This window comes from Acinetobacter haemolyticus CIP 64.3 = MTCC 9819 (assembly GCF_000369065.1).
Taxonomy (GTDB): Bacteria; Pseudomonadota; Gammaproteobacteria; order Pseudomonadales; family Moraxellaceae; genus Acinetobacter; species Acinetobacter haemolyticus.
Genome location: NZ_KB849804.1, coordinates 207,840 through 221,047, shown reverse-complemented (window position 1 = coordinate 221,047; position 13,208 = coordinate 207,840). Strand labels below are relative to the sequence as shown.

11 protein-coding genes are annotated in these 13,208 nt (G+C 38.9%); 5 read left to right on the top strand and 6 right to left on the bottom strand.

Features of this window, described 5'->3' with window-relative positions; all coding sequences use genetic code 11:
- Window positions 1-319: 319 nt before the first annotated feature.
- From mutS to F927_RS11045, 5 genes are all read left to right on the top strand, one after another.
- The gene (gene mutS / locus F927_RS11065; RefSeq protein ID WP_005084669.1) at window positions 320-2,959 is read left to right on the top strand and encodes a DNA mismatch repair protein MutS; all 2,640 of its coding nucleotides are present in this window, start codon (window positions 320-322) and stop codon (window positions 2,957-2,959) included.
- A gap of 109 nt (window positions 2,960-3,068) precedes the next feature.
- Window positions 3,069-3,608 carry a GNAT family N-acetyltransferase gene (locus tag F927_RS11060; RefSeq protein WP_005084667.1) on the top strand — a complete coding sequence of 180 codons (540 nt, stop codon included), beginning with the start codon at window positions 3,069-3,071 and terminating at the stop codon, window positions 3,606-3,608.
- A gap of 248 nt (window positions 3,609-3,856) precedes the next feature.
- Window positions 3,857-4,186, top strand: a complete 330-nt coding sequence (fdxA, locus tag F927_RS11055) for a ferredoxin FdxA (RefSeq protein WP_004639922.1) — start codon at window positions 3,857-3,859, stop codon at window positions 4,184-4,186.
- A gap of 124 nt (window positions 4,187-4,310) precedes the next feature.
- Entirely contained in the window at window positions 4,311-5,018 is a 708-nt protein-coding gene (locus tag F927_RS11050; protein ID WP_005084666.1) for a D-Ala-D-Ala carboxypeptidase family metallohydrolase, read from the top strand.
- Between the two features lie 134 nt (window positions 5,019-5,152).
- Window positions 5,153-5,821: an O-methyltransferase gene (locus F927_RS11045; protein ID WP_005084663.1), complete on the top strand. Its 669-nt coding sequence runs from the start codon at window positions 5,153-5,155 to the stop codon at window positions 5,819-5,821.
- Window positions 5,822-5,940: 119 nt separating this feature from the next.
- Here F927_RS11045 and F927_RS11040 read toward each other — a convergent pair whose 3' ends face one another.
- The 6 genes from F927_RS11040 to F927_RS11015 form a co-directional block, all read right to left on the bottom strand.
- Window positions 5,941-6,783: a universal stress protein gene (locus F927_RS11040; protein WP_005084661.1), complete on the bottom strand. Its 843-nt coding sequence runs from the start codon at window positions 6,781-6,783 to the stop codon at window positions 5,941-5,943.
- 116 nt (window positions 6,784-6,899) lie between these two features.
- Window positions 6,900-7,514 carry an acyltransferase gene (locus tag F927_RS11035; protein ID WP_005084658.1) on the bottom strand — a complete coding sequence of 205 codons (615 nt, stop codon included), beginning with the start codon at window positions 7,512-7,514 and terminating at the stop codon, window positions 6,900-6,902.
- Entirely contained in the window at window positions 7,507-8,106 is a 600-nt protein-coding gene (locus tag F927_RS11030; RefSeq protein ID WP_005084657.1) for an IMPACT family protein, read from the bottom strand. Before F927_RS11030 ends, F927_RS11035 begins: the two co-directional genes overlap by 8 nt.
- 93 nt (window positions 8,107-8,199) lie before the next feature.
- Window positions 8,200-9,390 carry an HlyD family type I secretion periplasmic adaptor subunit gene (locus tag F927_RS11025; RefSeq protein ID WP_004639933.1) on the bottom strand — a complete coding sequence of 397 codons (1,191 nt, stop codon included), beginning with the start codon at window positions 9,388-9,390 and terminating at the stop codon, window positions 8,200-8,202.
- 12 nt (window positions 9,391-9,402) lie between these two features.
- Window positions 9,403-11,526, bottom strand: a complete 2,124-nt coding sequence (locus tag F927_RS11020; RefSeq protein ID WP_005084655.1) for a type I secretion system permease/ATPase — start codon at window positions 11,524-11,526, stop codon at window positions 9,403-9,405.
- Window positions 11,523-13,013 (bottom strand): TolC family protein, encoded by a 1,491-nt coding sequence (locus tag F927_RS11015; RefSeq protein WP_035367796.1) that lies wholly within the window; start codon window positions 13,011-13,013, stop codon window positions 11,523-11,525. Before F927_RS11015 ends, F927_RS11020 begins: the two co-directional genes overlap by 4 nt.
- Window positions 13,014-13,208 lie beyond the last annotated feature (195 nt).

Genomic DNA, 13,208 nt, shown 5'->3' with positions numbered 1-13,208 from the left:
AGTTAAATTTAGATGAGTAAATAACACGCATATTGTCAAACTCATTTTTACCTTACCTCTCCTTTTGTTGTTTATTTCTTCAGCTAAACAAGGAATCTTTTTTTGTGAATCCAATCCGATTTGCTAAGATGTCAAACATGAGAAAATCACCTCATTTCTCATACTCGGTTGAAGAGTTTTTTGACATAAAAGAGGTACACTAAAACGTAAACTTTTTTGTTTTGTTTATTCATATGTACATCAAAGTTATTCACGTTTATTAGAAACCAAAATCTCATACTCTCATATTGACGCTTTATTTTTTAAGGATTTAATACGCATGAATAGTGACACAGTTATGGCTGATCTTTCATCCCACACACCGATGATGCAGCAATACCTCAAGGTCAAGATGGAATATTCACATGCGCTATTGTTTTATCGTATGGGTGACTTTTACGAATTATTTTTCGAAGATGCTCACCTAGCCGCCAAACTTTTAGGAATCACGCTAACCCATCGTGGTAAAGCCAATGGTCAACCCATTCCAATGGCTGGTGTACCTTATCACTCAGCAGAAGGTTATCTAGCACGTTTAGTTAAAGCTGGTCGTACTGTTGCGATTTGTGAACAGGTTGGTGAGGTTACAGGTAAAGGTCCTGTTGAACGCAAAGTTGTACGTGTTCTAACACCCGGTACACTCACTGACGACGCCTTGCTCGGAAGCTATCAATCTTCAAATCTTGTCGCACTTTGCATCCAACAAAATCAAATCGGGATCGCTTTACTTGATCTCAGTGCCAGTATCTTTAAAGTACAACAACAAGACTATAAACCTGAACAGCTCGCAATTGAACTGGCTCGTTTGATGCCAAGCGAAATCTTAATTGATGAGGATTTAATTGATCAAAACATTATTGAACATATTAAGAAGAACCTAGATTGCTCTGTCACCAAACGTCCCAATGTTGATTTTAATCTCAATAATGCCCAAAAAACTTTGTGCGATCAGTTCGCAGTTTCAACCTTGTCCGGGTTTGGTCTAGACTCATTACCTCTTGCCAAAGCTGCCGCTGCTGCATTGATTCATTATGCAAAAGAAACTCAAAAAACAGCATTACCTCATATTCGTTCGATTCAAATTGAGCAAAGTACCGATTTTATTGCACTCGACCCAATTACACGCCGCAATTTAGAAATTATCGAACCGTTATTTGAACATGGAACCTCATTATTCCAATTGATTAATGACTGCCAAACGGCTATGGGCGGGCGTTTACTCAGTCGTACGCTTATGCAGCCTATTCGTGATACTGCGATTCTCGACGCAAGACTGGATGCAACCGAACAATTGCTCAAAGGCTATCATGAATCCCCAGTCCGTTTAGTATTGAAAGAGATTGGAGATATTGAACGTGTGCTCAGTCGTGTTGCGTTAGGTAGTGCACGCCCTAGAGATTTAGTACAGCTTCGTCAAGCTTGCGCACAGATTCCATTTTTACGCCATGCTTTAGCACCTGTTTTGAAAACGCAGCAATCTAAGTTACTTCTTCAGCTTGATCAAGAACTTGGAGACTTCAAGAGCCTACATGAACACTTGATGGCTGCGATTGTAGAAAGCCCACCTGTATTACTACGTGATGGCAATGTAATTGCAGAAGGTTATGATGATGAGCTCGATGAATTACGTAAAATCCGTGATCACGCAGGACAATTCCTCATTGATTTAGAAATTAAAGAGCGTGAACGTACAGGTATTAATACGCTAAAAATCGGCTACAATCGTGTGAGTGGCTACTATATCGAACTCAGCCGGGCTCAAGCAGAACAAGCACCTGCTGACTATATTCGTCGTCAAACATTGAAAAATGCTGAACGCTATATCACACCAGAACTAAAAAGCTTTGAAGATAAAGTTTTATCGAGTGAATCACGTGCCCTCGCCCGTGAAAAGCTTTTATTCGAATCGTTATTGGATGAACTGCGCCAAAATATTGCCCAATTACAAATGATGAGTGCGGCGATTGCTTATATTGATGTATTGGCTAATTTTGCCCACCAAGCAAGATTAAATAATTGGGCAAGACCAGAATTTACACCTGAAACTTGCATTAAGATTCACGCAGGACGCCATCCTGTTGTCGAGGCTCTTAACAAAGCACCATTTACACCAAATGATACCTTTCTTGACCCTCAACATCGTATGGCGATTATCACAGGGCCAAACATGGGAGGTAAATCAACCTTCATGCGTCAAACGGCGTTAATTAGTCTTTTGGCATATTGTGGAAGCTACGTTCCTGCTAAATCAGCAAAATTAGGTTCAATTGATCGAATTTTTACCCGTATTGGCTCAGCCGATGATTTATCGACAGGTAAATCGACCTTCATGGTTGAAATGACTGAAACATCACAAATTTTACATCATGCGACCAGCCAATCTTTGGTACTCATGGATGAAGTTGGACGCGGAACCAGTACCTATGATGGACTATCTTTAGCTTGGGCCTGTGTACTCGATCTAACTAAACGTGTGAAATGTTTATGTCTATTTGCCACCCACTATTTTGAACTGACCGAACTAAGTAGTGAAACAGGTATTGATAACTACCACGTCACTGCACAAGAGTTAAATGGCAATCTCATTCTCCTTCACAAAGTCCAACAAGGACCAGCGAGTCAAAGTCATGGCTTACAGGTTGCAAAACTGGCAGGTATTCCAGCAAACGTCATTAAAGAAGCACAAAAGCGATTAAAAATCTTGGAAAAACAGCAACACCAACATTTTCAAAATACGGTTCAGAATGATTTGTTTAGCTCAATCGAACATGAGATAGAAACTCAAGTAGTTGAAAAAATTGTTGAGGTTGAAGTAGCCTCGCCTGCATTAGCTCTATTACATCAAATCGATGTTGACGATCTCACACCGCGTCAGGCACTTGAACAACTTTATTCGTTAAAAGCTGCTCTCAAATCCTAAACAGCAAGCTCTCAGAACAAGACCTCAATGCTTGTCTGAGAGCTTTTTCGAATAAGGTAATCCCTTATATGATCTATAAAATAGACGAAGACATCAATTGAAGGAACAAATGCTTAATATTGTGCTTAGAGAACTTAATACTTCAGAAATCGATTTAATTTGGCAGCAGATTAACCGCCGTGAATTGATCACTCAAATGTACGTTCAACAGGGGCAAGATTTAGATTTAATTGATTGTTTTTATGATGTTGAAAATTGGGATGCTTATCATCTAGAAAATGATCCACCATTATTAAAACAAATCTGCCAACAAGATGGATTATGTATCGGAGCATTTAACTCAGATCACCAGTTAGTTGGCGTACAAGTTGTTTCCAACCAAATGATCGTAGATTATCCAGACGCAAAATTATTGCAATATTTTTATGTTGATGCAGATCACCAAGGTCAAGGAATTGGAGCACAATTGATGTATTCTGCTATAGCGTCAGCGAAACGGTTGGGTGCAAAACAACTCTATATTTCAGCAACACCAAGTAAACGTACTGTGGACTTTTACCTCAGACATGGTGCCAAATTATTAACACAACCTGATCATCATCTATGGGAATTAGAACCAGAAGATATTCACCTTATTTATTCAATATAAGCATTGATCAAAAATAATTCTCTATTAACCCTTAAAGCAAAAGATAAACCAATTCATCATCAATACTTCTGTATATTATGTCTTTAAAATCAATGCACCAGCACAACATATTTAAATTTATCAATCAGTTACTATATTTTTCACATGTATAAATAAACAATATCAATAAAAGCAATTGTTTGTTTCCCCTATTTTTGCCTACAATAGCCTATTCCAAACAAAAACCGTATTTTTAGGTAGCTGTCGCCATGACCTTTGTTGTCACTGAAAATTGTATTAAATGTAAATATCAAGATTGTGTTGAAGTATGTCCTGTAGACTGTTTCTATGAAGGTCCAAACTTCCTTGTTATCAATCCAGATGAATGTATTGACTGCGCATTATGTGAACCAGAATGCCCAGCAAATGCAATTTTCTCTGAAGATGAATTGCCTGAAGGTCAAGAAGTCTTTATCGAGCTCAATGCTGAGTTATCTGAAAAATGGGCTGGCAATAACATTACTCAAATCGGCGAGCAACCTGCTGATCGTGAAGAATGGAATGGCAAACCAAACAAATTGCAATATCTAGAAAAATAATGAAAAAGACCAGTTAATCTGGTCTTTTTTAATACTCGAAACACACATTTCTTTGCAATTGATCCATTATATATGGGCTGTTTTGCATTAAAATAATAAGCCTATAGATTGTGAATTGCCGTTTATGTTGCGAAAAAAATTACAGGGTTTTTTATCATTCTTTATCGTCCCTGTGATGATGGTCGGTTGTGTTAGTTCTAAAACACAAGTAAATCAAGCTAAAAGAATTTATATTCCTCAGGAGCAGGTTACTCTAACACGCCCAGCTCCAGATAAAGTCGAACCTGCATCTTATCGTCAATGGTTAGGACAAGGTGATAACTACGCACGTGTTCGCGAATACGAACAATATTTAGCTCGCAATCAAGTCGCACATATTATTCCAAGTTTTGAGCTCTTACGTACTGCACGAGATTGGCAAAAGTGTGGTCGTTCTGAATACGCTGTTCCAAATCGTGAATTATGGGGCAACTCACTCTCTACATTACGTGTTTTCAAATATCTCATTTCAGCAAAAATCCTCACCGATTTCGAAGTGACTTCTGTCTATCGTGACCTCCCCTTAAACGAATGTGCCGGTGGAGCAAGTTCATCGCGACATTTGTTTAATTCCGCAATCGATTTTCGTATTGGTCCTCAATATCCTCAACCACAGGATTATGCTTATATTGAACAAACAAAATTTAAGCTCTGTCAGTTTTGGATACAACATGGTCAAAGTCTAAATCTTGGTATTGGGCTGTATCGTTCAGGTCAGATCCATATTGATACACAAGGATATCGAACTTGGGGACCAGATCTGAGCCGTAATAGCTCGATGTGTAATCTCTAATTTGAAGCACTAGACTTAAAGAGATCATCTGATCTCTTTTTCTTGCTGTTTACAATGAATAATTCAGCAATCAAATTGCACTCTGAATATAAATGTTTAAAATGCAGCTAACAGATTCAAAGGTAAAATTGATTATGCAACAGTTGTGGACTGACATTGATGACTATATCAATTCGCATTTAATTCCCACAGATCCAAAACTTCAACACGCATTAGATAATACAGATACACAAGGATTCTCTAATCATTTGGCTGTTGCACCTAATCAAGGTATGTTTTTACAAATGTTGATTCAAATGAATCAGTGTAAACGGGTATTGGAACTTGGAACTTTTGCGGCATATAGTACGATTTGGTTAGCGAAAGCTTTGCCTGAAGATGGTTATTTGTTGACAGTTGAAGGTCGAGACACTCATGTAATTATTGCGCAAGAAAATATCGATTTTGCCAATATGCCTACCAATATAGAGCTAAAAAAAGGGCGCGGCGCTGATGTGATGAATCAACTCATTACTGAGAATAGTGAACCTTTTGACCTCATTTTTATCGATGCAGATAAACAAAGCTATCCTGAATATTTAGAACTTAGCTTACAGTTAGCTCATTCAGGGACGATACTTGTTCTCGATAATGTGATTCGTGCAGGTGATATCTTGGATGATAATAACAAAAAGCCAAGTATTGAAGGCATTCGCGAAACCTTTACCGCACTTAAAAATCACCCAAAACTTTTATCATGTACAGCATTACAAACCGTTGGTTCTAAGGGGCATGATGGCTTTGCTATTGCCATCGTAAAATAGAGATTAAAAAACAACCTATTCAATTTAATTTTTAAATATCAATAAATTATCTTTATCCCTAGTGCTTTTCCATATAGTTATCCACAGTATTTGCGGATAACTATATGGAGTAAAATGAATCACTTAGCGACAAGTAAGGGCACATTAGCATTGCGGAAAATCGTTGTGGTAATACTACCCAAGAAGAACTGGTGGATTTTACTATGAATAAACGCCCCTAATACGATTAACTGTATGTTATGTTCTCGTTGATATTCAAGAATATTTTGTGCCACATCGCCATAACGATAGATTGACATAACTTCTAAACCCGCATCAGTTAAATACTTCTCAGGTTCGGCCAACATTTCTGGATGATCACCCACATAGAGCAAATGACATTGCAGGTTTTTTAATAAATCACTCTGCGCAATGCGTTGCAACATTTTTTGGCACGTTGGAGAATATTCATAAGCAAATATAAAACGTCTTGGTGGCTCAAAATGCTCACCCACCGTGATCACAGTACAATTTGCGCCTCGAATGAAATTTTCAACATTACTTCCGATCGGCTTATTCTTCTCGGCCGCACGTTCCCCAACACGTCCAATAATCACAACGTCATTTTCGTTCAATAAGTTAAAACTTTGCTCAAGAAAATCCCCTTTTTCCTGAATCTTACTGCTGGTTAGACCATACTGTTTCTCAATCAAATCAGAAATATGATTCAGTAAATTATTACTATAATCCAGCGCTAATTCGCTTTGCTTCTGTTCTAATTCAGCCAGTTCTTTGAGCAGCATTGCGTTGCTCTCAAAACCAATAACACCACTGATTTCACCTAAATGATAGCTTGCAGGATAATAATCCAAGATTTGCAACAGTACTAATTCTCTTTGCGTTTGCTTCGCAACCCATACCGCAGCTTCAGCAACAGCATCGATACAGGGTGAAGAATCAATACATGCAATTACGCGCTTCATGTTCGCCTCTCTTTAGGTTTAGCACCTTAGGTCTTTTACTTATTTTTAACTTAACACAGAAAAAAGCATGATGGGTTAAATTTATGTATCGAATCTCACAAGATTTTTAATGCTTTTTATTCAGTCCGATAGCGAATTAATTTCGCTGGATTCCCTGCCATAATCGCAAAATCAGCAACATCTTTAGTGACCATGCTATTCATTCCAATCACCGCATGATGACCTATTTTTATTCCATCTTTAATTCCAACATGGGCGCCTAACCATACATCTCGCCCGACTTCAATTCCCTTCGACGTAACTGGTTGCTGATAAATGGCTCGATCCATTTCCATACCATGATCAAATGCGTATAAATGACTATAAGCCGCGATCCTAACCTGATCATGTAATTTAATTCCAGCACGTCCACCATCCAAGATACAGTGGTGATTGATCGCCACTTCATTACCAATCTCTAATGGACCATGTAGAGTACAATCTGCCGCAATAAAAGTATAATAGCCGATACTGATTTTCCTTCCTGGTTCAGCAAAAATATGAGCTAAAGGGGAAATAAAACAGTTCTTCCCAATTTCAACCGTTTCCATTTCCATCAAATAAGCTTGATATTCAGCTTGCCATACCTCAGCCCATTCACGATGCTTTGGTTTCAATGACCAATACAACCAAGGCATATAATTTAAGCGTTGCTTATGTTGCTCTCTATATTTTAGTAAAGGATCATTCATCACGTTGTTCTTCTATTATTTTTAATTGCTCACGTCCACGCGTAATATCCTGAAGCTTACTTTTTAAAGCATCAATTTGATGAATCTGCAAACGTGCTTCAACCAATATACCCGTTTCATTATAACTTTCCTGATAGTCAATCTGTTGTTGCGTTAATTCATATTGAAGGATTGCCCATTCATTAAACCAGCAAGCAAATTGAATCTGCTTTTTCTGAATCAGCTCAATTTTCTCAGCCAACATCAAGCATTGACCAGCACAACCGCCATAAGCACGGACCAAACCTCCTGTGCCGAGTTTAATACCACCATACCAGCGATTGACCAATACAATTACATTGGTTAAATCATTTCCTTCAATGGTGGCAAGAATCGGTCGTCCTGCGGTACCAGACGGTTCACCATCATCATTGAATCGAACATTGTGCCCAATCTTCCACGCCCAGCATTGATGCGTCGTAGATAGATCTTTATTTTCTTCCAAAAAGTTTTTAACTTGTTGTTCATTTTCAACAATTGCAGCAATCGCTTGAAAACGACTTTTTTTAATTTCTTCTTCAAAAGTTACCGAAGTGGCAATGGTGAAAGGCATAAAACTGAAATACAAACTTAAAAACTGATTATAACGATTTCTAGCATAAATAAAAAACCTCGCCTAAGCGAGGTTTAGAGAGAAGAACAGAGATTAACGTTCGCGTAAAGCTTCTTTGGCTTTATTAAACGGTTTCAATAGATAATCTAATACCGTTTTTTGTCCAGTACGAATATCAACAGTGGCAACCATACCTGGTGTGATACTAAATTCTTTACCAGATTTATTATACAAACGATCAGAGTCGGTGCGAATATAAACACGATAGTAGAATTGGTCTTGCTTTACTTCATCACGTATCGTATCTGGTGAGATCACTGTCACTTTACCTTCTAGACCACCATAAATCGCATAATCATAGGCTGTGATTTTAACCAAAGCTTCTTGATTAGGACGAATAAAAGCAATATCTCTAGGAGAAATACGAGCTTCAATCAACAACTTATCCTCTAAAGGAACGATGGTCATAAGCTTACCGTTTTGTGGTACAACGCCACCTAAAGTAGTGACATCAATTTCTTTGACAATACCACGAACTGGCGCTCTAAAAACTGCACGCTGCAAGCTATCGGTTCGACCTTTAACAACTTGTTGTTGTGTTTGAATATCCGTATTGGCTTTAGAAAGTTCTTCACGTGCCTTTACATAATATTGGTTGCGGATGTCATTAATTCGATTTTGTAAGTCATTGGCTTCACGTCTTAAACGAAGTACTTCAACTTCACTTGCCGCACCTTTTGCCACCAGTGGTTCTGTCATCGCCAATTCTTGTTGAACTAATCTCAGTGCTTGCTGATTACCAGCAATAGATTCTTCTAAGTTAGCACGACGTGAATAATAAAGTGCTGTCTCCTCTTTCACCAATTTCGGCTCTTTTAGTACCTCTTCTGGGAAAGTCAGTGCAGTACCATTCACTTCTGCACGTAAACGTGCTGCCGTGGCCATAGCTGACATAAGCAAAGACTGTGATTCACCAACATTTGAAGCAAAACGAGTCGGATCTAACTGCGCTAAGATTTGCCCACTTTCAACAATATCCCCTTCCTTGACATCTAGCTTAGTTAAAATCCCGCCTTCAAGTGACTGAATAATCTGCTCTTTTGAAGATGGAATAACTTTACCTGTACCTGTTGAAACTTCTTCTAAACTAAATACCCATGCCCAAACGAGCAGTACCACTAAACCAATTCCAATCAACCATACAATGATGGATGAACTCGGCAATTTTGGCTCCTTATAAGTCACATTCATGGGACGGCTGCTTGTTTGTTCTTGATCACTCATGAATTTTCCTCTTTAAACTGTTTTTTGTTTTGCAGCTGATTGTTGTAATACTTTATCTGCTGGCCCATCCATGACGATTTTTCCATCATTCATGACGATAATACGGTCAACTAACTCCAGTACCGCACGTCGATGCGTTGCAACAATTAAAGTACGATAACCCAGCCAACCCCTTAAATGATCAATCAATTGTTTTTCTGCAACATCATCAATTGCGGCCGTTGGCTCATCTAACAATAAAATATTTGGCTGACGAATGAGTAAACGCGCTAATAATAATGCTTGTCGTTGTCCCCCAGAGAAACCAACCCCACCTTCTAACACCAAGTGGTCCAAACCTTCTTTCTTTTCATGCACAAAGCTTAATGCACCTGTAACTTTCAAGGCTTTTAAAATGTCTTCATCACGTGCTAATGGAGCACCTAGCGTTAAGTTTTCACGGATCGTTCCATAGAACAAATGCGCATTTTGATTTAATAAGCCCATATCACGACGCACATCCGCAGGATCAATCAAGCTAATATCTAACTCATCTAGATGTACTGAACCAGAGTTTGGCGTCTGCATTGCAGAAAGGATTTGCAGTAAAGTCGATTTACCAGCGCCATTACGCCCTAAAATTGCAATACGCTCCCCTGCACGAATTTTTAAATGTGGAATCATCAAACTTGGTCGAGGATCATCCTCGCCATATTGGAAGACTACATTTTTAAGCTCATAATCACCGTGTAATACTTCTTTATGCACAAGATGTGCATGGTCAGCTTGATCTACAGGACGCTGCATCAACTCATCCAAACTTTGTTTGGCAACTTTGGCTTGCTGCAAACGCCCTAATATACCTGTGATTTGAGAAATAGGTGCTAACATACGTGATGACAAAATAGAACATGCGACCAATGCACCCGTGGTCATTTCACCTTCCATTACCGCAAAACATCCGACGAGAACTACGATCGCATAAGTAAGCCCTTGTAGCTTTTGTGTCCATGCGGTAAGAACCCCTACAATTTTACGTTGCTGCATACTAATATCTGCAGAAACTTCATTCATATGATTCCATTGGTTTTGGAAACGAGATTCAGCACGTAACAGTTTAATATCTTCAATTCCCTGTACAGCCTCAACCAAAATTGCGTTGCGAATTGAAGATTCACGCATACCTTCTTGTGCAAGTTTAGCCAGTTTTTTCTGTACTAAAATTCCAGGTAAAATCATTAAAGGTACAATCGCTAGCATTACCCAGAATAAGTTTCCACCAATGATTGCAAAGATAAATAAGAATAAGAAGAAGAATGGAAGATCTGCTATCGCCCCTAAAGTGGTAGAGGTCACCAACTCTCTGACACCTTCAAGCTCTCGAATTTGAGAGATAAAAGTACCCGTTGACTTCGAACGTTCACTATTTTTAATTCGAAGTGCATGACCAAAGACACGGTCTGATATCCTTAGATCTGCACGTTTTCCAATAATGTCAGAGATATATACTCTTGAAATACGAAGTACGAACTCAAAAATCGCTGCAATCAATACACCACCAGCCAGTACCCACAGGGTAGGTATCGACTGCGAAGGAACGACACGATCATAAACCTGCATCGAAAATACAATCGTTGCCAGAGCCAATACGTTTGCAATCATAGATGCAAACATAATATCGATATAGCGCTTCCAATCACTTAAAACAATCGACCAAAACCAGCTCGGTTGGTAAGGCTTAATATATTCATCAATACGGGCATCTGGGACTGACTTTTCTGGTCGTAGAATAAATACATTTTTAACAATATGTTTTAAAGCACCTACAGCAAACTTTTGAGCTAATCCCTGATCACCACTCAGTTGAATGCTGACATGCCCAGTACCATCTGCTTTATCAATGACACCAACTTGCCCATCAGCCAGTTCAACAAGCACAGGCAAACGCCAAGGGTTAATAACATCATTGCTAAATTTCACTCTTCGTATACTTAAACCGACTTGGCGACCAATCAAAGTCAGAACCTCATCAAGATTTTGATTTTGATTCCAATCTAATTGTAATCGAACACGTTCTTCAGATGGTTCGATACGGTAATGCTTCGCAATGGTTAATATCGCCTGTAACCAAGGTTGGTAATCTACTTTTGTTATCATGGCTGCACCTCAAAACCTTGAATTTTTATATTATTCAGGTCATAGGCTTGGCGAGAACGCCCTGTGGCGGCAATATATTGGGCAATGCTGCTATAAATATCATAACGCGCTATTTCTACTTCTGAATTTGCACTATGAATAGCTTGCTCAGCATTTAATAAATCGACAAGTGTACGAGTTCCCAGTTTATATTGTTCTTGATAAAGCTCTTTGGTCCGTACAGTTGTAGCTTGTTGACCCGCTAATACCTGCAATTGACGCTGCTTACTCTCGATTTGTTCTCGACTGGTTCTGATCTGATCCAATACTCTTAAATATACCGCATTTACCTGTGCTTTGGCTGCTTCTTCTGCAAAACTCGCAGCACGCAAGCGTGAAGTGGTAGCACCGCCTTGATAAAACTGACTACTTGCCTCCAACATAATTGCACTATCAAAACCACCTCGTTTGTCATTATTCGGATTTCGACCATGCAATGCTTGGCTGACCTCACCCTTTACTGACAAAGTAGGATAATTACTCACCTGAGTCTGTCTTTTTTGATTTTTCGCAACTTCAATCCCCGCATACGCTGCAATCATTTGCGGAATGGTATTAAACTCAGGCTCTACATATAAATCTGATTGTTGAACAAAATCTTGCGGAATGGCCCATTGCACACTTCGCGCATCAAAACCTAATAAAGTATAGAGCCGCTGTTGCAATTGACTTAATATTGACTGCTGAGCAATTAAAGCAGACTGGGCCGATTGCACATAGGATTGTGCTTGTACAGGATCGGCTTGACTACTAATGCCTGCATTGGCTCGTAAGTTTGCCATTTCCTGAATACGTTTGATTCCAGCGATTTGCTGATTTGCAATCCTAATCAGCCTTTGTTGACGTTGAATATTAATAATAGTTTGTGCTACATCTAAAGAAATATCATCCACTTTAACCAACACATTGGCTTGTTCCAGCAGAAGTTTGGCTTCCTCAGTGGATACACCAGATTTCACCTTTCCAAAGTCATAAAGCATTTGAGTTGCATTCAAAGCTAATATTTGCCGCCCCCGCTCACCTTTTCGTGTCAGATCTCCAGTATTTACCCCACCTGATATCTGAGGGTAATAACCTGCTTTTGCGACGTCAATGTTGGCATTTTGAGCAGCCAGTGTTGCTAAGGTTTGAGAAATTTCGGGATTGCGTTGAACCGCAAGCTGTATTGCATCCTTTAAAGTTTTATTCTGATTTTGCCATACAACTGCAGGCGCCGATGTATCCATTGGACGTCCCGATCCAACAACGGGTAATTCAGTTACAGTTGAGTTAACCGAAAAGTTACTCAACTTTTGCATATTAGCTGTTTTAAACTCATCACTACTCTTGGGTGAGAACAATTGAGATATGTTGTTCTTTAAAGAATGGTATTGCTCACTTGGGGTTGAGGCCTGCGTAACGGGCACAGATGATAAAGTCGCTACACAAAATAGCCACTTAAAATCCATACATGCTTTACGTGTTCCCTCATCTATATCTTTATTAATGCTCATATTCTTATCATGTAATTATCGCCTAAAGCAAAACCATTCTACTCTTATTCTTGTGCAAAACACCACGTTTTAGATGCAAATTCAGCCAGTTATAAATGTTTATTTTTTGTAAATTAGGTCACACTTTATTGAAGTCAGATGCAAAAAAAG